At 64.8% G+C, this 23832-nt stretch carries 15 protein-coding genes; 6 read left to right on the top strand and 9 right to left on the bottom strand.

Annotated elements, in window-relative coordinates; translation table 11 throughout:
* Nucleotides 1-116: 116 nt before the first annotated feature.
* The 3 genes from ACQZF9_RS09195 to ACQZF9_RS09185 all read right to left on the bottom strand — a co-directional run bounded on the left by ACQZF9_RS09195 (nt 117) and on the right by ACQZF9_RS09185 (nt 5234).
* Nucleotides 117-2765, bottom strand: a complete 2649-nt coding sequence (locus ACQZF9_RS09195) for a glycoside hydrolase family 3 C-terminal domain-containing protein (protein WP_428312936.1) — start codon at nt 2763-2765, stop codon at nt 117-119.
* Between the two features lie 77 nt (nt 2766-2842).
* Nucleotides 2843-4402, bottom strand: coding sequence for a cellulase family glycosylhydrolase (locus ACQZF9_RS09190; RefSeq protein ID WP_428312935.1), 1560 nt, complete (start codon nt 4400-4402; stop codon nt 2843-2845).
* Nucleotides 4403-4505: 103 nt separating this feature from the next.
* Entirely contained in the window at nt 4506-5234 is a 729-nt protein-coding gene (locus ACQZF9_RS09185; RefSeq protein WP_428312934.1) for a GH12 family glycosyl hydrolase domain-containing protein, read from the bottom strand.
* Between the two features lie 554 nt (nt 5235-5788).
* Between ACQZF9_RS09185 and ACQZF9_RS09180 the strand changes: the two genes are divergently transcribed.
* The 6 genes from ACQZF9_RS09180 to ACQZF9_RS09155 all read left to right on the top strand — a co-directional run bounded on the left by ACQZF9_RS09180 (nt 5789) and on the right by ACQZF9_RS09155 (nt 12375).
* Nucleotides 5789-6913 (top strand): aldose epimerase family protein, encoded by a 1125-nt coding sequence (locus tag ACQZF9_RS09180; RefSeq protein WP_428312933.1) that lies wholly within the window; start codon nt 5789-5791, stop codon nt 6911-6913.
* A 26-nt stretch (nt 6914-6939) separates the two neighbouring features.
* On the top strand, nt 6940-7581 hold the full coding sequence (locus ACQZF9_RS09175; RefSeq protein ID WP_428313399.1) for a 2-dehydro-3-deoxy-6-phosphogalactonate aldolase: 642 nt from the start codon (nt 6940-6942) through the stop codon (nt 7579-7581).
* Nucleotides 7556-8458: a 2-dehydro-3-deoxygalactonokinase gene (locus ACQZF9_RS09170; RefSeq protein ID WP_428312932.1), complete on the top strand. Its 903-nt coding sequence runs from the start codon at nt 7556-7558 to the stop codon at nt 8456-8458. Before ACQZF9_RS09175 ends, ACQZF9_RS09170 begins: the two co-directional genes overlap by 26 nt.
* A complete protein-coding gene (locus ACQZF9_RS09165; RefSeq protein WP_428313398.1) occupies nt 8452-9471 on the top strand; it encodes a sugar kinase in 1020 nt (339 codons plus the stop codon). Before ACQZF9_RS09170 ends, ACQZF9_RS09165 begins: the two co-directional genes overlap by 7 nt.
* Before the next feature lie 130 nt (nt 9472-9601).
* Nucleotides 9602-10300: a ThuA domain-containing protein gene (locus tag ACQZF9_RS09160; RefSeq protein ID WP_428312931.1), complete on the top strand. Its 699-nt coding sequence runs from the start codon at nt 9602-9604 to the stop codon at nt 10298-10300.
* 563 nt (nt 10301-10863) lie between these two features.
* A complete protein-coding gene (locus tag ACQZF9_RS09155) occupies nt 10864-12375 on the top strand; it encodes a tetratricopeptide repeat protein (protein ID WP_428312930.1) in 1512 nt (503 codons plus the stop codon).
* Between the two features lie 276 nt (nt 12376-12651).
* On the opposite strand, the gene ACQZF9_RS09150 is transcribed toward ACQZF9_RS09155, so the two are convergent.
* Genes ACQZF9_RS09150 through ACQZF9_RS09125 form a run of 6 tightly spaced genes read right to left on the bottom strand, consistent with a single transcriptional unit; the run spans nt 12652 to nt 23778 of the window.
* On the bottom strand, nt 12652-14895 hold the full coding sequence (locus ACQZF9_RS09150; protein ID WP_428312929.1) for a beta-glucosidase: 2244 nt from the start codon (nt 14893-14895) through the stop codon (nt 12652-12654).
* Nucleotides 14892-17663: a glycoside hydrolase family 97 catalytic domain-containing protein gene (locus tag ACQZF9_RS09145; RefSeq protein ID WP_428312928.1), complete on the bottom strand. Its 2772-nt coding sequence runs from the start codon at nt 17661-17663 to the stop codon at nt 14892-14894. Before ACQZF9_RS09145 ends, ACQZF9_RS09150 begins: the two co-directional genes overlap by 4 nt.
* The gene (locus ACQZF9_RS09140; protein ID WP_428312927.1) at nt 17660-19948 is read right to left on the bottom strand and encodes a glycoside hydrolase family 95 protein; all 2289 of its coding nucleotides are present in this window, start codon (nt 19946-19948) and stop codon (nt 17660-17662) included. Before ACQZF9_RS09140 ends, ACQZF9_RS09145 begins: the two co-directional genes overlap by 4 nt.
* 2 nt (nt 19949-19950) lie before the next feature.
* On the bottom strand, nt 19951-21417 hold the full coding sequence (locus ACQZF9_RS09135; RefSeq protein ID WP_428312926.1) for a mannitol dehydrogenase family protein: 1467 nt from the start codon (nt 21415-21417) through the stop codon (nt 19951-19953).
* Nucleotides 21414-22910 carry a UxaA family hydrolase gene (locus tag ACQZF9_RS09130; protein ID WP_428312925.1) on the bottom strand — a complete coding sequence of 499 codons (1497 nt, stop codon included), beginning with the start codon at nt 22908-22910 and terminating at the stop codon, nt 21414-21416. The genes ACQZF9_RS09135 and ACQZF9_RS09130 overlap by 4 nt, the downstream gene beginning before the upstream one ends.
* 7 nt (nt 22911-22917) lie before the next feature.
* On the bottom strand, nt 22918-23778 hold the full coding sequence (locus ACQZF9_RS09125; protein WP_428312924.1) for a fumarylacetoacetate hydrolase family protein: 861 nt from the start codon (nt 23776-23778) through the stop codon (nt 22918-22920).
* Nucleotides 23779-23832 lie beyond the last annotated feature (54 nt).

Here is a 23832-nt window from a genome sequence, read left to right as displayed (position 1 = left end):
GCCGCAAGCGGTGAGGAGGAGAGAATAGGAAGGGAAACCATATCAATCTAATGAAATATTTTCCGATATTCATGCCGATACGAATATGTTGATGCCGGCAAAGGCGGCCGCGCACCTCATGGACGCACAGAGAGCGACGCGGCCAGGGGCGTGCGGTCAGACGCCGGGCCAGCGGCGAGGCGCCAGACACCGGGGTCCACTACGTAGCGGTCGGCGGCTTCGTCCCAGCGGCGCAGGCGCTCGATCGGCACATTGATGCTCATCGTCTTCGTTTCGCCGCTGCGCAGTGGCGCGCGCACAAAGCCGACAAGCTGGCGCAGCGGCATCGTCACGGGCGGATTTTTGGCGGTGGCGTAAACCTGCACCACCTCGTCGCCGTCACGAGGGCCCGTGTTCTTGATCGTGACACTCACCTTGACCGAGTTGCCCAGTTGCGCAACGGCTCGGCTGAGCGAGATCTTCTGGTAGTCGAAGCGGGTGTAGCTGAGGCCGTGGCCGAAGGCGTAGAGCGGCGTGCCCTGGTAATAACGGTAGGTCCGGTTGCGCATGCTGTAGTCGTCGAAGGCCGGCAGATCGTCGGTGCTCTTGTAGAACGTGATCGGCAGGCGGCCGGCCGGATTGACCTCGCCGAGCAACGCCTCGGCCACGGCATCGGCACCGCGCTGGCCGTAGTACCAGGTGACCAGGACGGCGCCGGCTTTCGATTGATCGAAGCTGATGGCGCTGCCGGTGGTGAGTACCACGGCGACGGGCTTGTTGAGATTGGCGACCCGCGCGAGTAATTCGCGTTGCGGGGCCGGCAGGGCGATGTCCAGGCGATCGCCGCCTTTGAATCCCTCGGCGTTGACGCTCATTTCCTCGCCTTCGAGATCGGGCGTGATACCCAGGGCGAGCACGATGTGGTCGGCCTCGCGCGCGGCAGCGAGTGCCCGCTCGAAGGACGCATCCATGCCCGGAGCGATCCAGCCGAGCTGGATGCGGCCCTTGGGCGAGAGCTGTGCGTATTCGAGACGCAGCGCGTAATCGCGTCCGCCTTCGAGCCGAATCTTGGCGTCGAGCGGACGCTCGGCGGCGGGCTGCCAGGAATCGATCAGCAGCCGATCGTCGAGATACAGGCGCACGGCGCCCTCCGCGATCAGGCCGAGCGTGTATTCGCCCGCGGCCGGAGCCACCAGCACGCCGCTCCAGCGGGCGCTGGCGTTTTGGTTCGGGATACCCTGCACGGGCTGCGCCTCGTCCCATTGCAGATCCACCTGGAGGTCGGTGCGGGTCGAGAGCAGGCGGCCATCGGCGACAGGCCGCGCCGCATCCTGCTCGCCGCGAGCGAAAATCTCGCCGCGCAGACCTGGCGTGCTGTGGCTGCCGTCGGTGAACAGCACGCCATCGGAAATGCGGCTGCCACCTGCGCTCTTGGGCTTGGCGATGGGCACGCCGGGCTCGACAAGCACCTTCACGCCGCGCGGCTCCAGCTTGGCGCGGATCGCGTCGACCAGGGTCACTTTTCGGCTGGGCGTGCCGCTGTAGTTGCCGAGCAGAGCAGAATCCGAGGCGCCCGTGGGGCCGAGTACCGCGACCTTGCGCAGGCGGGCCGGATTGAATGGCAGCGTGCCGTCGTTCTTGAGCAGCACCAGACTCTGGCGGGCTGCCTCTAGCGCGAGCCGGTCGTGCTCGGGCGTGTTGTTCGCCGAAGGCGGTATCGCGCGATAAGGCACGCGCGCCGGCGGGTCGAACTGGCCGAGCAAAAAGCGCAGCGCGAAAAGACGGCGCAGCGCCGCGTCCAGGTCGGCCTCGGTCACCAGACCACGCGACAGCGCGTCGAACAGCGCCCAGTAGGTGCCGCCGCTGCAAAGATCGTTGCCGGCACGCAGCGCGCTGGCGCTGGCGGTGGCTGCGTCGGGCGAGTAGCCATGGCCGCCCGGGCGCCACATGTCGGAAACGTTGTCGACGTCGCCGACGACAGCGCCGGAAAACTCCCAGCGCTTGCGAAGGATGTCGTGCAGCAACAAGGTGTGCGCCGGCGCGGGTACGCCGTTGACGGCGTTATAGGCGCTCATCACCGACATCGCGCCGCCTTCGCGGATGCTCGCCTCGAAGGCCGGCAGATAGGTCTCCCAGAGATCGCGCGCCGAGACCACGGCGTCGAAGGCGTGACGCTCGGGCTCGGGGCCGCTATGCACGGCATAGTGCTTCACGGTGGCTACCGTCTTCAGATAATGCGGGTCCTTGCCCTGCAGGCCACGCACAAAGGCAACGCCGAGACGCGAGGTCAGGTAAGGATCCTCGCCGTAGGTTTCCTGCCCTCGCCCCCAGCGCGGATCACGAAAAATATTGATGTTGGGCGACCAGATGGTCAGGCCTTCGTAGCGCTGGGTGCCGCCGCCGGAGCGCGCGATCGCTTCATTGTTCTTCGCGCGCGCCTCCGTCGAGATCGCATCGGCGACACGCTCGTGCAGCACCGGGTTCCAGGTCGCTGCAAGACCGATCGCCTGCGGGAAGACCGTAGCGACGCCGTTGCGCGCGACGCCGTGCAGCGCCTCGTTCCACCAGTCGTAGGCCGGGATACCCAGACGCGGGATGGCCGGCGTGCCCATCATCATCTGCGTGACTTTTTCCCCAACGGTGAGCCGCGACAGCAAATCGTCGACGCGCTGGTCGACAGGCAGGTCCGGATCGCGGAACGGCTGACGATCCTCGGCGCCGACCCGCGGAGCCGTCAGGAGCAGGAGCAGGCAAAGCGTGCGGGCGGCAAGGAAGAATCGGCGCATAGTTCTCGTTGAAGTCGGGATGCAAAAAAACGGATGGCGGAAGCATCTTTCCGCCACCCGAGCACGTCGTCTTCAGCTCAGGGCGACTGAAACGACCACTGCTGATTGGTGTTGGTCCCGCATGACCAGATCTGCACGTTGGCGCCATCCGCCGTCGATGCCCCGCTCACGTCCAGGCACTTGCTGCTGGCGTGAGTCGGACTCAGGCGATAGTAGCCACCGCCGCCGTCGCTGACCGTCCACTTTTGGTTGGCGCCAGCGCCATAGGCCCAGATATCGACGTTGGTGCCGTCGCCGGTGCCCCAGCCGCTCACGTCCAGCGCCTTGCCGCTCTTCGCACTGATGACGCTGTACTGATTGTTGCCGAGGTGCGTCAGCATCCAGCGCTGGCTGTCGCCCCACCAGTAGCTCCACTGCTGCACATTGCTGCCATCGGTGATGCCGACGCTGGCGACCTCAAGGGCCTTGCCGCTGTGGCGTGGCGTAAGCCGATACATCCCATTGGCGATGATCCCGCCGCCGCCTGGCGGCGGCAGGGCGGCGCCGCCCGTCAGGGGACGTATCGAATTCGGATCGACGACCGCGGCCGTGCTGAAATTGAACAGCCCGCCCGTTGTGCTCCAGTTGATAGGCTTGAGCCCGTTTCGCTTGGCGGCATCCAGCAGCGTTCGGTAGTAATACGTCCGCGAGGCGAGATGCAGGTCGAGGGCGGTGCCGGTCAGGTCCGGATATTTGACGGCATCGTCACGCCTTTCCACGGAAAACTCGCCGATCATCACCGGCACCCCTTGATCGACGAACTTCTGCTTCATCTTCTGGAACTCCGCTTCGATGTAGTCCTCTTCGCCCCAGGTGGCGTTACGGTTGGTCATCGTTGCGTGGTGATAGCCCTGGCCCCAGAAGTAGAACATGTTGCCCGAGTCCAGCAGGGCAAACTCCCACGGCGAGTAGTAGTGCACTTCCACGATCAGGCGATTCGCCGTCGGATCGTAGGGCAGCGTGTACATCAGATTGTAGGTTTTATCGATGTCCGTGCTCGGCCCCTGCACCGCCAGCCAGCGCGTGACATTGTTGCCACCGGTGTTGCGAACCGCGCTGATGAACGTCTGCTGGTAGGTGAACAGCACGCTCATCTGCGAAGCGTTGTCGACCGGCGGTTCATTCATGCCGGCGAAGATCACGCGATTGTCGTAGTTCTTGAAGGTATTGGCGATCTGGGTCCAATAGGAGTTGAGCTTCGCATTGGTCGTCGAATTGACGCTGTTCATGTAGTTGTCGACCCAGCCATTATCCCAATGGCTGTTGATGACCACCGTCATGTTCCGCGCAATGCTCCAGTCGACCACTTGCTTGACGCGCGCCATCCAGGCGGAGTCGATTTGATACGTGCTCTGGTTGGCATGCGAATCCCAAGCCACCGGAATCCGGATGGTGTTGAACCCGGCGTCTGCTACGGCATTGATGAGCGCCTGGCTCGCCGTTCCTCCCCAACAACCTTCGCCGCAAGGAGGTTCCAGGGTATTGCCCAGATTCCAACCGTAGGTCGGTTCTGGAAGCTGTGCAAATGCAGTGGGCGGGAGAATGAACAGGCACACGAGCGCAACCACTTTTGCAATGAACTTTCGCATATTCTGCATGTGGAACTCCTTGTCCTTCGGTAACAACAAAACAACGGACGTGCTCGATATGTACGATCCTTGAACCGAGCATCGTCCTGTTCGCGTACCTCAGCCAGTTCCCTCAGTTCTTGTTTATCCAGTAACTGTTGGTGACGAAGTCCCTGCCCCCGCTTGACGAAGTGATCTCGTAACCGAACGAGATATCGCCAATTTTCACGTCATCCAACCAACCTTTGTTCCGCAACCAGTTCAGGATCTCCTTGATATCGACGGCGCCGTCGTTGGTATACGAGGTGCGCACGAACGAATACACGTTGTTCGAGCCGTTGTGGCCACGGAAGACATTCCAGTTGTTCCAACCGATGTAGACATTCCAGTCGGTCGGTGCGGCACACCCAGACGAGCTGTAGTTGTATGAGATCGGTGCGTTGTTGCCGCAGCCGTCGCTGCTGCCGGTGGAATTCATCCAAATCATGATCTCATTGGATTTATTTTCGTCCCAAATGTCGTACGCGACTTCCCAGGCACCATCTCCAGGCACGGAGACGTTGAAACCACTCTGCAACGTGTTAATGGCAGATATGTTCCTGCCAAAGTAGTACAAGACATTGGGGTAGGATTTAACGCCACCGGTGTTGGGGTGGTCGGCCCACACGCCCCAGTTGGTAGCGCTATTGACCCAGAGAAGCTGGGATCCATGGCCGCTACCCCAGATCTGGTTGGCGACGGTGGCGGTGCCATCGGTCCAGGACCCCCAATCGTCCCAGGTACTCCAAGCGGAGGCGACGGAAGGGAGGGACGTCATGACGGCGGCGGCGACAAAGAGACGAACAGAACGGAGGGATTTCATGGATGCTCCTGAATTGTCAATCGAGGCAGTTACGGGACCAGCGCGCTGATGACGCGCTTCATCAGTTTCGTGATGAGCGCTTCCAGCCAAACCGACCGCGGTGTGGAACTGGCTGGAGTTGAACCGGAACAGATCGTCGACAGGATTGAATCGCGCTGGGCCGGGGACGGGCCTCGTCGGAGCCTGATCAGGCCGCTCTCGGATGAGGCCTGCGGCCAACCCGGCCGCGTAACCAGAGCGCGGGCGGCGGTCGACACGACCACCCGCAGCCGCAGGTGCTACGGAGGCTGACTGGCACGCATACATTTTCTCCTCTCGCCATGAGCCCTGTCGGGCCTTTTTTTTGGGCCTTTCGGCCCTTATTCCGCAAGAATAGAAAGTGCGTCCGGATCAAACTAATGAAATATTCATTGCCACTGATGTCGTTACTGCTATGGCGTCATCAGTAGCATCGTCATTCCGTTCTGTTATCGCTACTACGAAATTCGCCATTGGTGCAGGTATCCGCCCTTCGGAGATCATCGCATTTCGATAACAAGTCCCATGAGGGATCCATGAGGAGAATCCGGCCGATCCTCGGCGTCGGTCTGGCGCTCGCCTTAGTTGCTAACGCAGACGCACTCGCAAACGCGGACACCAAGATCGAGATGAAACCCTACGGCAAGCTGGCGGACGGGCGAATGGCACAGCTCTACACGCTCAAGAGCGACAAGCTCGAGGCGAGCATCACCACCTACGGCGGTCGAATCGTCACGCTGAAAACTCCGGACCGTGCGGGCAAGCTGGGTGATATCACCTTGGGCTTCGCTAGCCTGGGTGCTTACCTACAAGATAACCCCTACTTCGGCGCACTGATCGGCCGCTACGGGAACCGCATCGGCGGCGGGCGTTTTGTGCTGAACAATCAGCCGATCGAACTGCCGCAGAACGATCACGGCAACACGCTGCACGGCGGGCCGTTGGGCTTCGACAAGCGCCTGTGGAATGCGCGCATCGACAAGGGGTCATTACTGCTCGACTACGTCAGCGCTGAAGGTGAGCAGGGCTTTCCGGGACGCCTCGCCACCCAGGTGCGCTACACGCTCGAAGATGGCGACCTGCGCATCGACTATCACGCGACCACCGATCGCGACACCGTGGTCAATCTCACCAACCACGCCTACTTCAACTTGGCCGGCGAAAGCGCCGGCGACATCCTCGGACACCAGGTCACGATCCTGGCCGACCGCTACACGCCGGTGGACAGCGAATTGATCCCGACCGGCGAGATCAAGAGCGTTGCCGGCACCGCCTTCGACTTTCGCAAGCCGCAGGCGATCGGCGCGCGCATCGCCGAGTCCGATCCGCAATTGCTCTACGGCAAGGGCTACGATCATAACTGGGTGCTGAACGCCGCCGGCGGCAAGCTCGCGCTGGCCGCGAGCGTGTACGAACCGACCAGTGGCCGCGTCATGAAGGTGCTGACCACCGAGCCTGGCCTGCAGTTCTACACCGGCAATTTCCTCGACGGCACGCTGAACGGCAAGAGCGGCAAGGCCTACGCGCACCGCACCGGCTTCTGCATGGAGACACAGCACTTTCCAGATTCGCCAAACAAGCCGGCGTTTCCATCGACGCTGCTGAAACCAGGGCAGCCATACCGCTCGACCACGGTGTATCGCTTCTCGGTGCAGCAATAAATCACGACGTGACTCACCACATGAACATCGACTGGACCTCCCATCTGCCGCTGATCGCCATTCTGCGCGGCATCTCTCCCGAAGAGACGAGCGCCCATGTCGGCGCGCTGGTCGACGCCGGCTTTGACGCGATCGAGATTCCGTTGAACTCGCCGGACTGGCCGCAGAGCATCGCCATCGCGGTGCGCGAATTCGGCGAGCGCGCGCTGATCGGCGCTGGCACCGTGCTGCGCGAGGACGATGTGGACCGGCTCGCCGCACTGGGCGCGCGTCTGATCGTGACGCCGAATACGCGGCCGGCGCTGATCCGTCACGCGGTGGCCCGCGGGCTCTACGTCTGCGCCGGCTTTGCCACCGCCAGCGAAGCTTTCGAAGCATTGGACGCTGGCGCACACGCGCTCAAGCTATTCCCGGCTTCGACCCACGGGCCTGGTCACATCCGCGCCATCAAGGCGACCCTGCCACCGACGCCGGTGTTCGCAGTCGGCGGCATCACGTCGACCAATCTGGCTGACTACATGGCCGCCGGCTGCGTCGGCGCCGGGCTGGGAAGCGACCTCTACGAGGCAGGCCAGCCGATCGATCGCACACGCGAAATGGCGCAGCGCTTCATCAACGCATATCACCAAGCCAGCATCGTCCATGATCGCGATCGACTGGGGCACTAGCAGCCTGCGGGCCTACCGTCTCGACGCGCGCGGCCACGTCGTCGACCAGCGTCGGGCGCCGCTCGGCATCCTCCGCTGCGAAGGCCGTTTCGAGGCGGTGCTGACCGAGCAGATCGGCGGCTGGGACGATGCACGGATCGTGCTCGCCGGGATGATCGGCAGCCGCCAGGGCTGGCGCGAGGCGCCCTACGTGGAATGCCCGGCGGGACTCGGCGAGATCGCCGCCGGCATGGTCGAAGTCGACGCCCCTACCCTGCCGCAACGCTCGATCTCGATCGTGCCCGGACTGTGCCAGCCCGCGTGCTCCTCGACGTTGTCGGCCGTGCCGGACGTCATGCGCGGCGAGGAAGTTCAAATCTGCGGCGTGCTCGACGAACTCGGGCCCGGCACGCACACGTTGTGTCTGCCCGGCACTCACAACAAATGGGTTAGCGTACACGGGAACCGCATCACCGCGCTGCGCACCGCGATGACCGGCGAGGTGTTCCAGGTTCTTTGCAAGCACAGCATCCTAGGCAAGCTGATGAAGCAAGACCAGCACGATGCGAGCGCGTTCGAACGCGGCCTCGACGCTGCCACCAGCTCGGGCGGACTGCTGCACCAACTGTTCGGTGTACGCACGCTCGGCCTGTTCGGCGAGCTGGCTCCGGAGCAGTCGTCCTCTTATCTGTCCGGCCTGCTGATCGGCCACGAAGTGCGCGAGCTGGCGCCGCCCCAGGCATCCTGCGTACACATCATCGGCAGCGGCAGCCTCGTATCACTTTACGCGCAGGCCTTGCAGCGTCACGGCATCGCGATGCAGGCGCACGACGAAGCCTGTGCTGCGACCGGCATGCACCGACTCGCGCAGAGCCGCTGGCCCGAAGAAGCATCGTGACGGCGCGAATCGTCTGCTTCGGTGAACTGCTGCTGCGACTGACGGCGCCCGAGCGCGAGCTGCTGCTGCAATCGCCGCGGCTGGAGGCGCGTTTCGGTGGTGCGGAAGCCAACGTGGCGGCCTCGCTTGCGGTGCTCGGTCACGACAGCGCCATGGTCAGCACCCTGCCCGACAACGCCATCGGCCGCGCCGGCGTCGGCGAACTGCGACGGCTGGGCGTCGACACGCGCGGCATCCGCACCGCAGAAGGTCGCGTTGGCTTGTACTTTCTCGCCGTTGGCGCGCTGCAGCGTCCGTCCGAGATTCTGTACGACCGCGCCGGCTCCGCCTTCGCCTGCGCAGCGGCGGACGCCTACGACTGGCCTGCCTTGCTCGACGGCGCGCACTGGCTGCACCTGTCCGGCATCACGCTGGCGGTCAGTGCCGACGCCGCCCGCGCCGCGCGTGCCGCGGTACACGCGGCACGCGAGCACGGCACGCGCATCTCTTTTGATTGCAACTATCGCAGCAAGGTCTGGGGCAACCGCGCGGACGAAGCGCCGGCGCTGCTGCGCGAGCTGGCCGCCGAAGCCGATCTGCTGTTCGGCAACGACCGCGACATCGCGCTGATGCTGGGCCTGCCATTCCCGCAGCAACCGACGATCCAGCGCTTCCGCGCCGCCGCGGCCGCCGCCTTCGCCGCATGGCCGCGGCTGCGCTACATGGCGGCAACCGAGCGCGGCCATGACAGCGTCGATCATCAGCAGCTCGCCGGCCTGATGGCCAGTCGCGACGGCCTGCACCAGACGCGCCGCTACAGCCTCAACGGCATCGTCGATCGCATCGGCGCCGGTGACGCCTTTGCGGCCGGCCTTCTGCACGGGCTACTGCGCGGCATGGACGAGGCGGCGACACTCGATTTCGCGGTCGCCTGTGCCTGCTTGAAACACTCGCTTGCGGGTGACGTGAACCAGCTGCGCGAAGCCGACATGCTCACGTTTCTGGCCGAAGAGGGATTGGACGTGCGCCGTTGAGGCACGAAGAAATGGGACGAGACAGGCGATCTTCATCGTGAGCTTTTCAGGTTTCTGCCGCGCCGCGCGCGGGCTGCGAGCTGCGATGCTCCTGTGCGGCCTGCTGCTTGGCGCATGTGGCGTGACGCCGATGGAGTCAAAGTCCGACGGCATGGATCGCTACTCGGTACTGGTGTTCAGCAAGACTACGGGATTCCGCCACGACTCGATTGCGCAGGGCATCGCCACGATCCGTGAACTTGGCGATGCCAACGGCTTTAGCGTCGTCGCGACCGAAGACGCAGGCGTGTTCACGCCGCAGCAGCTGCAGCAGTACCGTGCGGTGGTTTTCCTGAGCACCACGGGCGACGTGCTGGATGCCGCTCAGCAGCAGGCGTTCGAAGGATTCATCCGCGGCGGCGGCGGTTTTGTCGGCGTGCATTCGGCAACCGATACCGAGTACGGCTGGGCCTGGTACGGCAAGCTCGTCGGCGCCACCTTCGCCAGCCATCCCGCGGTCCAGAACGCGGCGATCGACGTGCTCGACCGCGGGCACGTGTCCACGCGCATGCTGCCGCCACACTGGAGTCGCAGGGACGAGTGGTACAACTTTCAGATGGTGCCGGCGCCCGGCGTGAAGATCCTGCTGCAACTCGACGAATCGAGCTATCAGGGTGGCAGCATGGGCACGCCGCATCCGATCGCCTGGTACCAGCACTACGACGGCGGCCGCTCCTGGTACACGGGTCTCGGGCATACCGTCGAGTCTTATCAGGAGCCGCTGTTCCGCCAGCACCTGCTCGGCGGCATCCAGTGGGCCGCTGGTGCGCCGTTCGCCAAAACAACTTAGATCTATCGCGTGAAAACACCGGAGCCAAAGTGTCCAGTCCGACGCAGATCGACTGCTTCGCCACCCGCGTGATCGACCTGTTCATCCCGCCCGAAGTGCTCGGCTGGAAACTCTGGAGCTTGCTGTACACGCAGCTTCGCATGGCGCGCCACGCCTGCGCACGCGGACGCCCGCACGTCGGGGCCATGGACGCTCAGCCTCGCGGCCACGTCCAGCGCACAGAAGCCATCGCAAGCAACCGTCCATGTGCAGCTGACGAAGCTCCACGCTCGCAAGATGCTGGCGAACGGGCGGCACGGGATCGCAGCACCGAGTCGGATCTTTACCGAGTCGCTTCCGGATCTCGCAGGATTGCACTGATGTCAAACTGAGGCGGCCATGGAAATAAGGCGAAACACATGCGGAAGGGCCACGTGAATGCGAGCAGTGAGCGAACGGCATACGAGAACGCGGCCAGTCCCCGGATTGCGCGCCGCTCCAAGCGAAATGCCGATCACCACGCTCGCCGCCGGCCTGGAGCTGTGCAACTGCTCGCCCTTGCCTGCGCAATACTGGCTGCGCAAATGACCACCGCCGCGCGCGCCGCGCCGGTGTGGCGAGAGGCATCGACCGATCACTTCATCATCTATGCGGACACATCCGAAAAACGGCTACGCGACTTCGCCGAGCGACTGGAGAAATTCGACTCCGGATTGCGCTACATCCACGGTGTCGAGGCGCTTCCAGAGGAGCGCTCGAACCGGCTGTTGATCTACGTGGTAGCGGACGGCGCGACGGTCACCAAACTGTGCGGCGCGAGCTGCTCGAACGTGGATGGTTTCTACGTCCCGCACATAGGCGGATCGATCGCCTTCACGCTGCGTAGCGTGGACGACTTGGCCTGGCATGCGGGCTTCAAGCCCGAGGTCGTGCTGTTCCACGAATATACGCATCACTTCCTGCTCGCGAATTCGAGCGCCGCGTATCCACGCTGGCTCAACGAGGGCTTCGCCGAGTTCAATTCGACTGCTGAAGAAGCCCGGGACGGGTCCATGTGTTTTGGCCGCGCCGCGCAGCATCGTGCCTACGGCCTGCTCAGAGGCGACAAGCTGCCGCTGGACGTGGTGCTCGAACCAGGTTCACGCAGGTTCAGCGATAAGGAGCAGGACATCTTCTACGGGCGCAGCTGGCTGCTGCTCCACTATCTCAAGTTCGAAGCCGCGCGCAGCGGACAGCTCTCGAACTACGTGAAGGCGTTCAACAATGGCAAATCCAGTCTGGACGCCGCGCTGGCCGCGTTCGGCGACTTGGCGCAAGTCGACAAAGACTTGGACCGCTACCTGAGTCGCGGCACGCTTTCCTGCCGCAAGGTCCCTGCCGCAAATATCACCGCTGGCGCGATTGCAACGAGGACACTCACCGCCGGCGAGACGGCGACCCTGGCACTGCGGATGCGCTCCGATCGGGGCATGGATCAAAAAGAAGCGCAATCACTGGTGCCCGAAGGACGGCAAGCGGCCAAGGCTTTTCCCGACGACGCTGGCGCGCAAACGGTACTCACCGGGATCGAATACGGCGCGGGCCATCTGGACGAGGCCGAGGCGGCGGCGGATCGGGCCTTGGCGGCCAATCCCAGGGCACGCGAAGCACTGCTCTACAAGGGACGTATCACGGTACGACGACTTGAGAACATGGCATCGAATGACGCCCTGGCATGGAAAAAGGCGCGTGGCTGGTTCATCAAGGCGAACCAGCTCGACCCCAATGCCGCCGAGCCGCTTTACCTGTTCTTCATGAGCTACGTTCAGCAGCACGAGCAACCTACGGAGAACGCCGCGGCTGCACTCGAGCAGGCGTTCAAGCTTTCACCGCAGGACCAGGGGCTGAGGTGGATGTACGCGCAAGCCCTGCTCAACAGCAACCGGACAGCAGAAGCCAGAGTGGCGCTGATACCGATTGCCTACGACCCTCACCAGAGCGGAGACAACCGTGCGCTGGCGATGGTGCGGGCGATCGATGCCGGCGCCACCGGCCCGAAGGTCTTCGACGCCGCATCGGGCAGCGAATCCGCTGTCGGTACACAGCCCCCACCCTGAGTGACCCTCGTACACAGCAACAATGACAATCGGGGACACACCGGCCGAATTTTCCTGACATTTTCATAGTCAGTGTCACATTTGCCTGGATAGATGAGAGAACGGCGGCTACCACTATCGCCAATGTCAGTTTTTTCTCACGGAAACCTCTGTCAGTCAGAAAACAAATTGGGACAGACCACGTTTTTTTGCGAGAGCGGAGCAAGCGGCATATGAAAACGTGGTCTGTCCCTGAGGTATCCTGAGGCATCTCAAAAAGCGAACTTTCTGTAATCGCTACCGCGACACGATTTGTCGCCGCAGATGCACCATAGCGAATTCGACCGGCGTTGCCGCATCCGTTGCCAGAATCACTCGATAGTCTCCTTCCGCGATCACCCACTGGTTCTGCGCCGGTTCGTAGACCGCGAGCAGGCGCGGATCGACGCTGAGCTTGATGTCGATCCGCTCGCCGGGCTGGAGCTTCACTTTCCGAAAACCGGCGAGGCGCTTCGGCGCTTCCCAGATCTTCGGCGCGGATAAGTAAATCTGCGCGACGTCCTGCCCCGCCAGCTTGCCGGTATTGGCCACAGTGAAACTGACCTGTACCGGACCTTGACCGCCTTTTGCCTTGAGGCCGGAATAGGCGAAGCCGGTGTAGGACAGGCCGTAACCGAAGGGGAATAGCGGCTTGAGTCCCTGCCGGTCGAACCATTTGTAGCCGACCGCAGCGCCTTCAATGCTGTAGTCGACGTCGATGCGCACGGCTTTCGGTCCTGCAGGATAACCATCCAGTTTTGGACGCGGCAGCTGATCGAGCGAACGCGGGAATGTCAGTGGCAGGTGGCCGGAGGGATTGACCTCGCCGCTGAGCACGCGCGCGATCGCTTCGCCACCGCTCGATCCCGGATACCAGGCCTCGACCACGCCGGCGACCTTGTCGATCCAGGGCATCAGCACGGGCCCGCCGGTCTGCAACACGACCACGATCCTGCGATTGACCTTGGCCAGCGCAGCGATCAGCGCGTCCTGATCGCCATCCAGTCGCAAGGTGCCGTCGATGCCCTCGGCAGCCCACTGACTGGCGAAGACGATGACCATGTCGCTACCCGCCGCGAGCCTGCTCGCCGCTTTGATGTCGGCGCCGTCGTGATAGACCAGCTTGGCACCGGTGCGGGCCGCCAGCGCCTGCATTGGCGAAGAGCGGTGATAGACCTGCGGCCCGTGCTTGATCTCCTTATCGAGAATCGCCGGCCCCTCCGGTCCGTAGACCTGCGAGGAGCCACCGCCGGAAAGCACGCCGACATCCGCATGCGAACCGATGATGGCAATGGACTTCAGTTCAGCGCCCAGCGGCAGAATGCTGCGCTCGTTCTTGAGCAGCACGATTGCGCCCTCGGCATCGGACCGGGTGATGTCGGCATGCGCCTTGAAGTCGATGTCTTCAGCCTTGGGCGGATGCTCGAACAGGCCGTTGGCGAACATCGCCCACAGGATTCTGCCTGCCATATCGTCCAGGCGTGCCTGCGGCACGTGGCCGTTTTCGACCGCCTCGCGCAAGGCATCGGAAAAATACGGCGATGCGTCGAAGGGATAGCCCGACTGCTGATCGAGGCCTGCGTTGGCTGCGGGGATGGTGGAATGCGTACCGCCCCAATCGGACATCACGAAACCCTTGTAGCCCCAATCGCCCTTGAGCACCTTGTTCAGCAGCCAGGGGTGCTCGCAGCTGTAGACGCTGTTGACGCGGTTGTACGCGCACATCACCGCACCGGGCTGCGATTGCTCGATCGCCAGCTCAAAGGCCAGCAGATCGGACATGCGCGCGGAGCGCTCGTCGATATTGGCGCTGAGTGCATTGCGGTTGCTTTCCTGGGCGTTGAGCGCGAAATGCTTGATCGTCGAGATCAGGTGGTTGGACTGCACGCCGCGGATCTGCGCCGCCAACATGCTGGCCGACAGCCAGGGATCGTCTCCGCCGTATTCGAACGTGCGTCCGCCGCGCGGATCGCGGACCAGATTGATGCCGCCCGCGAGCATCACGTTGAACCCGGTGGCCCGCGCCTCGCGTCCGATCATCTGCCCGCCGGCGAAGGCCAGCTCCGGATCCCAGGTGGCGGCGGTGGCGAGGTTCGACGGCAGCGCGGTGCTCAGCTTCGGATTGTCGCCCGGCTGGCTGGCGACGCCGATACCGGCGTCCGCTTCCAGCATCGGCGGAATTCCAAGACGCGGGATGCCGGGGACATAGCCGGCCGATTGGGCGAGTCCGCCTTCCGGCTTCTTGAAGTTCTTCCACGGCGCATCGCTGGAGAAGTAGCCGAATACCAGCGTCAGCTTTTCATCCTGCGTCATGGCCGCGAGCAAGGACTGTGTCCGCTGCTCGGCGCTCAGCGCGGCGTTCATCCAAGGCCTGTCGGCCTGGGTCGGGGCTGGATCTGCTGCCTGTACCTGCGCGGCGCTCGACAGCAGACACACGAAGGTGCCGAGGCTTACGAACGATCTACGCATCGAATTTCTCTCAAGCAATCTTGACGTTTTCATGGACTGCCCGGCGCGGCCTGCAGGCGAATGGCACCGCCGCCGCTGCCCGCCATCGTCAGCCTGATCGAGTGGTGCCGGTCCACCGTGTTGCGGACGATCTTCAATTGATCGACCGCCTTGCCATCCTCATACACGGTTGCAGCGAACGATCCCTCACCGAGAAAATCCAGCGGGATCTTCACGCTCCGGCCGTGCTCGTTGTTCATCGCGCCGACGTACCAGTCCGGGCCCTTGCGCCGCGCGATCACGATGTATTCGCCGATGTCGCCGGCGAGCACGCGGGTTTCGTCCCAGTTGGTCGGCACTGCGCTGATGAAATCGAAACCCGGCTGGCCCTTGTAGGCGTCGGGGCTATCCGAGACGCAGGCAAACGGACTGTCGTAGACCACGTACATCGCCAGTGCTTGCCCGCGCGTGGTCATGACCCGCGGCAGCGTGAACTGGCTGTTGAAATCTTCGGGCCTGACGTGCCGGAAGCCGCCCGGCATGTAGTCCATCGGCCCCAGTAGCATGCGCGTGTAAGCCAGCATGACGTTGTGGGTAGCAGTGATGCGCCGGCTCCACTTGTTGTTTTCAGCGCCCAGCACGCCTTCCTGCGTGAGGTAGTGCGGATAGCTGCGGATCAGCCCGGTCGGGTGGTATGCGCCGTGTAGGTCCACCATCAGGTGATGCTCGGCTGTCTTCTTGAGCAGGCGATGATAGAAGTCCACCATCTCCTGGTCGTCGCGGTCCATGAAATCGACCTTGATGCCCTTGATGCCCCAGCTCTGGTAGCGCTCCAGCGCCTCGTCCATCTGCGCATTCAGGGCCTTCCAGTTGAGCCACACCCACAGGCCGACCTGGCGCTCCGCCGCATAGGCGACCAGCGCCGGCATGTCGATCTCCGCAACCGTGCGCGTCACGTCCACGCCGGGTTTCACCACGCCGGCGCCGCCGGCGCCGGCGTACCAGCCTTCGTCGATCAGCATGTACTGCAGCTTCGCTTCCGCCGCGAAATCGATGAAACGCCGGATCGTTTCGTTGTTCATGCCGGGCTTGTCCACGCCCGAGACCACCGGGCCGTTCCACCAGTCCCAGGCGCTCTTGCCCGGCTTGATCCACGAGGTGTCCTGAATCTGGGTGGGAGGATTGAGGCTGGTGATCAGGTTGGATTCGATCAGCTTGCCGGCGTTGTCCGCCAGCATCAGCACGCGCCACGGCGACCACACATCGGAGCCGATGCGCGTCTTCACCGCGACGGTGGGATCGTCCAGGCGCGGCGACAGCTTGATCGCGGCGCCAAGGCCGCCATCGCCGCGTCCGGTCAGATACATGCCGGCGTAGTCGCGCAGATCGGCTTCGGTGATGGCGAAGCTGGCGCTGCCTGTCGTGCAAACCAGGGGTGCGTCGAACAGGTTGAACTCGCGCATGCGTGAGGCTCGCACCGGGTCGAATTCGCCTTCGTGGCTGGTGCCGAAACGGCCGAGGTTCAAACCCCAGCAGCCGTAGTCGGCCGGAAAGTCGAAGCGCGTCAGCTCGCCGCGGATCATCACGGCGTCCAGTCCAGGCTGCTGCGGCAGGCGGTAGCGAAACGCCACACCGTCGTCGTAAGCGCGTGCGATCAATTGCAGCCTGCGCGGATTTTCGCCGGCCTCCCGCAGATCGATGCTCAGTTCGTTGTAGCGTTCGCGGACAGTCGAGGTCTTGCCGACGATCAATTGATAGGTCCGATCGACGCTGCTGCGCGCCGATCCCTCCACGCGCAGGCGGGTCGACATTTCGCCGCCCTTGTCGAGGTCCAGACCGATTGGCGAAGGTGCCAGTACGGCCTTGCCCTTGAAGCTCACCGCATAGCGCGGCTGGCCGCCCGCATCGGAGAAATTGAAAGCGACGGCGCCGTCCGGAGAGCGCAGTTGCAGCTCGCCGGCATGCGCAGCGGAGCGGGCCGCTGGCCGCGGTCCGTAGCCTTCGCTGGGCTGGCCGTCGGCGGAAAGATGGCCGGTGGCCCAGAGCAGGCCGCGCGCCACCAGGTCGAGGTAGCGCGGATCGGCCATCGTCGGTGCGTTGTGCGCCAGCGTGGTACCGAACACGCGGGTATGGCGTGGACCGTACTCGTGCGTCCAGGCAACCACGAGCGGCGTATCCGTTGGCTTCTGGGTACCCAGCAGCACGGGCTGCACGTCGAACAGCGCGAGGTTGTTGTAAAGCTCCTCTGCCGGCGTGGTCCACGGCACCAGGCCGCGAGCGATGGCGTGCAGCGGCGTGGCGAGAGCCAGCGCGATCGGCGCCTGCGCGCCGTGGCCGCTGGACTGCAGGCCCAGGTAAGCAAACCAACGCGCATTCGGCGCGTCTGCGGCGACCGGTTTTTCCCAGTCGCCGGAGCGGTAGGAATGCATGGCGCAATGCAGATTGACGCCCGGCACACCTTCGCGATGCGGCTGCAGCACGGCGTCGAGGATCAAAGGACTGTCGATGCCGGCGGCGCATTCGGCATGAATCACCACGTCGTAGCCGCGCGCGTAATCGGGCCGGGTGAAGAACGGCAGCGCCGGGCTCGAGCTCGAATCGTCGGCATACAGATGCGTGATCTCGACGTTGGCGCGTGCCTCCAGTCCGCGCTCGAGGACGTCCCGCTGGCTGACGTAGTCGTGGCAGCAGCCGCCGGTGAGCAGCAGCGCCCGGATCGGCTGCGGCGCGGGTACATCGGCGGCAGTGCCGGGCGCGGATGAACAGAGCAGCGCGAATGCGAGGGCGCAGGCTCGCACCGGGAAAGCGTCCAGTCTTGTCATGACAACCCCGGTCGCGGGCGCAGTGCGCCATCGAGTCGCACGCTCTCTCCGGGCTTGAGCGCGATGTCGAAGCTGCGGCCGTCGTAGCGCACGCGGGCCGCAACGCCCGCGACGCTGCGGATCGTCGCGGCGCGCAGCCTGCCGTTCTGCCACTGCATGTCCAGCTCGAAGCCGCCGCGCGCGCGCAAGCCGCGCACCGAGCCGCTTTTCCAGGCCGAAGGCAGCGCCGGCAACAGCTGCAGCTCGCCGCTTTGCGACTGCAACAGCATCTCGGCGACGCCGGCGGTGGCGCCGAAGTTGCCGTCGATCTGAAACGGCGGATGCGCATCGAACAAGTTCGGATACACGCCCGCCGCGTCATTGCGATCCGCGCCGACGGTGTTGGCATAGCTCAGCAGGTTGCGCAGCATGCGGTAGGCGTGGTCGCCGTCGAGCAGGCGCGCCCAGAAGTTGATCTTCCAGGCGCGGCTCCAGCCGGTGCCACCGTCGCCGCGCGCGAGCAGCGAAACTTTCGCGGCCTTGAACAGATCCGGCGTGCCGGTGGCGGTGATCTGGCGTCCCGGATGCAGCGCGAACAAGTGCGAGACATGACGGTGTTCGTCCTTTGCGTCGTCGCGGTCGCTTTCCCATTCCTGGAGCTGACCCCAGCGGCCGATCTTCGGCTTAAGCAGGTGTTCGCGAAGCCCGGCGATGCGCTCGCGGTAGGCGCGGTCCACGCCCAGCGCGTCGGCGGCGTCGATGTAGTTGGTGAACAGATCGTGGACGATCTGCAGGTCGTAGCTGATCGCTTCTTCCTCCGGACCATGCTCGGGCGACCAGCCGACCGGCGTCACCAGCGTGCCGTCGGCGCGGCGGATCAGGCGGTCGTCCCAGTGCTCGGCGATCTCCTTTAGCAGCGGGTAAGCGACGTCGCGCAGATAGCGGCGATCCTGACCGTAGGCGTAATGCTCCCAGTAATGCTGCGCGTACCAGGCGCTGCCGGGCGTGTTCCACAGGAAGCTGCCGCCGCCGAAGATGCCGTTCTCGGTGCGCACGGTCCAGCCGCGCAGCTTGTTGCCGTACTCCTCGCGAGTGCGTTCGCGGTACACCGGCTTGAGGCTCTCCACGTAGTCGATGAACGGCAGGTGGCATTCGGCGAGATTGGTGACCTCGGCCGGCCAGTAGTTCATCTGCACGTTGATGTTGGAGTGGTAATCGCCGCGCCAGGGCGGGTCGTTGGTGTCGTTCCAGAGCCCCTGCAGATTCGCCGGCAGACCGCCGCGCGAGCTGCTGATCAGCAGGTAGCGGCCGAACTGGGTGAACAGCTCCTCCAGATCGGGATCGCGCGTCTGCTGTTTCGTGTAGGCCAGCAGGCGCTCGTCGGTAGGACGCGCCGAGAGCGACCGATCGGTGGTTCCCAGTTCGATCGCGAAACGGCGGAACAACGCTTGATAGTCGGCAACGTGTTCCGCCAGCAGCTCGGAGAAAGGCCTTGCCGCCGCGGCATCGACGCTGCGAGTCACGGCGGCATGCGGAGCTTCGCCGCGCCAGCGGCGTGTACGGTCGGCAAGGTAATTGGTGTCGGCGGCGAGCAGCAGCGTCAGGCTGTCGCAGTGCTCGAACGCAACATGAGCGCCGGACAGCTTGCGCCCCTGCACGCCCGCCAGCGGGTCGCCGTTAGGCACCGTGGTCTCGACGCGCGGCTCGCAGCCGCTGCCGACAACCAGCAGCTGCGACTCGTAGTCGAGTCCGTCCTTGCCCAGCCGACCGCTCGCGGTGAGCCGGCGGGCCTCGCCGGTGATCGCCGCGTCGTGCATATCGGTGAGCCAGATGCGGCCGTCGTAGGCGCGCGGCCGATCCGCCGTGAGCTGCACCACGATGACCCCGGCCATATGGCTGGCGAAGGCGCTGCGCCGGTAGCGGACACCGGCCTGTTCGTAGCTCACGGTCTGCACGGCGCGGTCGATGTCGAGCGCGCGGCGGTAGTTCGTAGGCTGTGAGTGCCCCAGCTCGACGAACACATCGCCGAAAGCCTGGTAGCGGCCAGTGTCCTTCTCGTCGCCAGTCCACAGACTGTTGACGTTGAATTGCAGGCGTTCGGTCTGCGTCAGGCCGAACAGCATGGCGCCGAGCCTGCCGTTGCCGATCGGCAAGGCCTCGGTCATCCAGGCGCGAGCCGGCTGCGCGTACCACAACATGTCGCTGGCGGAGCCCGATTCGGCCTCGGGCTTTGCCGCGGCCACGGTCGACAGGCACGCCGACAGGATGACGGGCAGCAGAAAGGTTTGCCTGAATAGCGGCCGCATTTTCATTGCCTCGATAAGGCGGCGCGCACCGGTGCCGATGAGCCGTCGCCGAGACGCGCATAGGCATCCTCCAATGCGGCATGGAAGGACGGGTTCGCCGCCAGCGCCGGCGCAAACACCGTGTCGAGCTGCAGAAAGCGCGGCACGTCCATCTGTGCCTCGCCGCTGCAGGCCTTGCCGATTTCCGCCAGACGTTGCGCGAGCGGATCGACCAGCGCGACGCCGTCGCGGCTGAGACGACGCACGAAGTGCATCCAGCCGGCCAGCGCCAGGCACAGCGCGTCGATCGGCGCCGCCGCTTCGAGCCGGTCGCTAACGGTGCCGAGCAAACGGAACGGCAGCTTCTGCGAACCGTCCCAGGCGATCTGCGACAGCTTGTGGGCGATCGCCGGGTTGCGGAAGCGCTCCAATACGGTGTCGATGTACGCGCGCAGGTTCAGGCCTTTCGGCGGCTTCACGGTCGGCAGAATGCTGTCGCGCATCAGCTGCTCGACGTAGGCGCAGAGCAGCGGCTCGCGCATCGCCTCGGCCACAGTCTCAAGCCCCAGCAGCGAACCGAGATAGGCCAGCGAGGAATGCGCGCCGTTGAGCAGGCGCAGCTTGGCGCGATCGAAGGCGCCGACGTCGTCGGTCAGCGTGACACCGGCCATGGCGAAGTCCGGGCGGCCCAGCGTGAAGCGGTCCTCGATCACCCATTGGCTGAAGGCTTCACGCTGGATCGGCCAGGCGTCGGCGAGGCCGGTGGCCGCGAGCACCCGCGCGCGCAGCGGGTCGTCGGTGGCCGGTGTGATGCTGTCGATCATCGTGCTCGGGAACGCGCACTCGGCTTCGATCCAGCGCGCCAATTCCGGATCCACCGCTTGTGCGTACTGCTGCACGGCGCGGCCGAGACGCAGCCCGTTGTCGACCAGGTTGTCGCAGCTCAGCATGGTGTAAGCACCCTGCCCCGCAGCACGACGTCGGCGCAGACCCTCGACGAGGTAGCCGATTGCGCTGCGCGGCGCATGCGGCGCGGCGAGATCGGCCACGATGTCCGGATGCCGCGTGTCGAGATCCATGCCGGCAAGGCAGTAGCCCTTTTCGGTGACGGTCAGGCTGACGATGCGCGTCGCAGGGTCCGCCAGACGCGCCAGCACCGCGGCCTGCTCTTCAGCCGCCCAGAGCACTTCGCGGATCGAGCCGATCACGCGATAAGACGGCTCGCGGTCGAGCAAGGCCAGCGTATACAGGCTGTCCTGAGGCAGCAGCGCGTCGCGCAGCTCGCGGCTGTGAAGCGAAACTGTGCTGATCGCCCAGTCGCCGCCGTGGTTGAGCAGTTCGTCGAAATACACCGCCTGGTGCGCGCGATGAAAAGCGCCAGGGCCGATATGGACGACGCCGATGCCGGCGCTCTCACGTGCGTAGCGCGGCCGCGCAATCTCATGCGGCAGGTAGTACAGCGTCGCCTGGCGCAGCCGCAGTTTGTTCACAACGTCACACCGATCCGCCACAACGCGATTTCGCGCTGGCCGTTGATCTCATTGCGCGCCGGCTTGCCGGAGGCGGTGGCGACGATCAGCGCCAGCATTTCCACGTCCGCCGTTTCCGTCGGCAGGCCGGAGAGCAGGCGGCCGGCGTCGAAGTCGATCCAGCCCGGCTTGCGCTCGGCGATGCCGCTATTGGATGCAATCTTCAGCGTCGGCGCCGGAAAGCCCAGCGGCGTACCGCGACCGGTGGTGAACAGGATCAGCGTCGCGCCGGCCGCTGTCAGCGCGGTGGACGACACCGCATCGTTACCGGGCGCCTCCAGCAGTGCCATGCCGGGCCGCGCCTGCGCGCGCTCACCGTAGCGCAACACTTGCGTCACCGGCGCATGACCGCCCTTCTGCACCGCGCCCAGCGATTTTTCTTCCAGCGTGGTGATACCGCCCTCGATGTTGCCGGGCGAAGGATTCTCGTGCACGCCCTGGCCGTTGCGGATGAAGTACTGCTTGAAATCATTTACCAGCGTCACGATCTGCTCGAACACCGCACGGTCCGTCGCGCGCTCCATCAACAGATGTTCGGCGCCGAAAATCTCCGGGATCTCGGTCAGCACCGGCGTGCCGCCGGCAGCCGCGAGGCGCTCGGCCATGCGGCCGACCAGCGGGTTGGCGGTGAGCCCCGAGAAGCCGTCGGAGCCACCGCACTTGAGGCCCAGCACCAGATCCGACAGCGGGCAAGGCTCGCGGCGATCCTGCTCGGCGAGCGCGACCAGTTGCTCGATCAGCGCGAGCCCGTCTTCGATCTCGTCACCCGCCTGCTGCGTGCTGAAACTGCGGATGCGCGAGCGCTCGTGCTCGCTGATCTCGTCGAGCAGCCGGCTGAGCTGGTTGGTCTCGCAGCCGAGACCGACGATCAGCACGCCGCCGGCATTGGGATGCCGAGCCAGGCCGGCGAGCAGGCGTCGCGTGTGCGCGAGATCCTCACCGATCTGCGAGCAGCCGTGCGGATGCACGAAAGCATGCACACCGTCGATACGGCCGGCGAAACACTGATTGGCGCGCGCCGCGATCTGCTGCGCCGTGGGGCCGACGCAGCCGACGGTACACAGAATCCAGATCTCGTTGCGCGTGCCGACGCGCCCGTCGGCGCGGCGGTAGCCGAGAAAGGACGGCGCATCTTCCGCGCGCGGCGCAAGCTGCGGCTGCGGTCGATATTCGTATTCCAGCGTGCCGGACAGCCCGGTTTCGACATTGTGCGTATGCACGTGCTGGCCCGGCGCGATGCCGGCCGTCGCGCGGCCGATCGGAAAGCCGAACTTGCGCACCGGCGCGCCGACTGCGATCGACCGCAGCGCCAGCTTGTGGCCCTTCGGGATCGCCTCGGCGACCGTCAGCGGCACGCCGTCCAGCTCGACGGTCTCGCCGGCTTGGATCGCACGCACCGCGGTCGCCACATCGTCATTCGGCGCGATGCGGAAAAGGGAAAGAAGTTCGCTCATCGGGGTATCACCGGGCTGATGGAACGTCGGCGGCGACGACCGTCTGCCGCTGCTCGCCGAGGCCTTCGATGCCCAGGCGCACGACGTCGCCGGGCTTCAGGAACACCGGAGGCTTCTGTCCGAGGCCTACGCCGGGCGGCGTGCCGGTGGAGATCACGTCGCCCGGCTGCAGGCTCATGAACTGGCTGACGTAGCTGACCAGAAACGCCGGCCGGAAGACCATCGTGCGCGTCGAGCCGTTCTGGTAACGACGACCGTTGACTTCCAGCCACAGACCCAGCTCACCGGCGTCGGCGATCTCGTCGCGCGTGACCAGCCAGGGGCCGATCGGGCCGAAGGTGTCGCAGCCCTTGCCCTTGTCCCAGGTGCCGCCGCGCTCCATCTGGAAGCTGCGCTCCGACACGTCGTTGATGACGCACCAGCCGGCGACGTGGTCCATCGCATCGGCTTCGTCGACATAGCGTGCGGTCTTGCCGATGACCACGCCCAGCTCCACCTCCCAGTCGAGCTTGGTGGAGCCGCGCGGCTGGATGATGTCGTCGTTCGGCCCGCAGATCGCGCTGGTGGCCTTGCTGAAGATCACCGGCTCGGGTGGCACCGTGTCGCCGGTCTCCGCCGCGTGATCGGCGTAGTTGAGGCCGATGCAGATGAACTTGCCGATGCCCGCAACGCAGGGCCCCAGGCGCGGGCTGCCCTCGACCAGCGGCAGCGAATCGGTCGGGATCGTGGCGAGACGTGCCAGCGAAGCCGGCGACAGCGTGTCACCGCCGATATCGAGCAGGACCGTGGAAAGATCACGGATGCGCCCCTTCGCATCGAGCAGACCCGGCCATTCGGAGCCGGAAGGGCCATAACGCAGCAGCTTCATGATGCAATCACTCCAATGATGATGAATCCCGCGCAGCGAGTGCGAAGTCGCTCG

Source organism: Hydrocarboniphaga sp., from assembly GCF_965279055.1.
Lineage (GTDB): Bacteria > Pseudomonadota > Gammaproteobacteria > Nevskiales > Nevskiaceae > Hydrocarboniphaga.
The sequence above is the reverse complement of the archived record's forward strand: the minus strand, read 5'-3'. Positions and strand labels throughout refer to the sequence as shown.

What these genes read in the sequence shown, in the direction of transcription:
- ACQZF9_RS09195 (WP_428312936.1), bottom strand. Translation starts at nt 2,765, where the DNA reads ATGCGCCGATTCTTCCTTGCCGCCCGCACGCTTTGCCTGCTCCTGCTC.
- ACQZF9_RS09190 (WP_428312935.1), bottom strand. Translation starts at nt 4,402, where the DNA reads ATGCAGAATATGCGAAAGTTCATTGCAAAAGTGGTTGCGCTCGTGTGC.
- ACQZF9_RS09185 (WP_428312934.1), bottom strand. Translation starts at nt 5,234, where the DNA reads ATGAAATCCCTCCGTTCTGTTCGTCTCTTTGTCGCCGCCGCCGTCATG.
- ACQZF9_RS09180 (WP_428312933.1), top strand. Translation starts at nt 5,789, where the DNA reads ATGAGGAGAATCCGGCCGATCCTCGGCGTCGGTCTGGCGCTCGCCTTA.
- ACQZF9_RS09170 (WP_428312932.1), top strand. Translation starts at nt 7,556, where the DNA reads ATGATCGCGATCGACTGGGGCACTAGCAGCCTGCGGGCCTACCGTCTC.
- ACQZF9_RS09160 (WP_428312931.1), top strand. Translation starts at nt 9,602, where the DNA reads ATGGAGTCAAAGTCCGACGGCATGGATCGCTACTCGGTACTGGTGTTC.
- ACQZF9_RS09155 (WP_428312930.1), top strand. Translation starts at nt 10,864, where the DNA reads ATGACCACCGCCGCGCGCGCCGCGCCGGTGTGGCGAGAGGCATCGACC.
- ACQZF9_RS09150 (WP_428312929.1), bottom strand. Translation starts at nt 14,895, where the DNA reads ATGAAAACGTCAAGATTGCTTGAGAGAAATTCGATGCGTAGATCGTTC.
- ACQZF9_RS09145 (WP_428312928.1), bottom strand. Translation starts at nt 17,663, where the DNA reads ATGACAAGACTGGACGCTTTCCCGGTGCGAGCCTGCGCCCTCGCATTC.
- ACQZF9_RS09140 (WP_428312927.1), bottom strand. Translation starts at nt 19,948, where the DNA reads ATGCGGCCGCTATTCAGGCAAACCTTTCTGCTGCCCGTCATCCTGTCG.
- ACQZF9_RS09130 (WP_428312925.1), bottom strand. Translation starts at nt 22,910, where the DNA reads ATGAGCGAACTTCTTTCCCTTTTCCGCATCGCGCCGAATGACGATGTG.
- ACQZF9_RS09125 (WP_428312924.1), bottom strand. Translation starts at nt 23,778, where the DNA reads ATGAAGCTGCTGCGTTATGGCCCTTCCGGCTCCGAATGGCCGGGTCTG.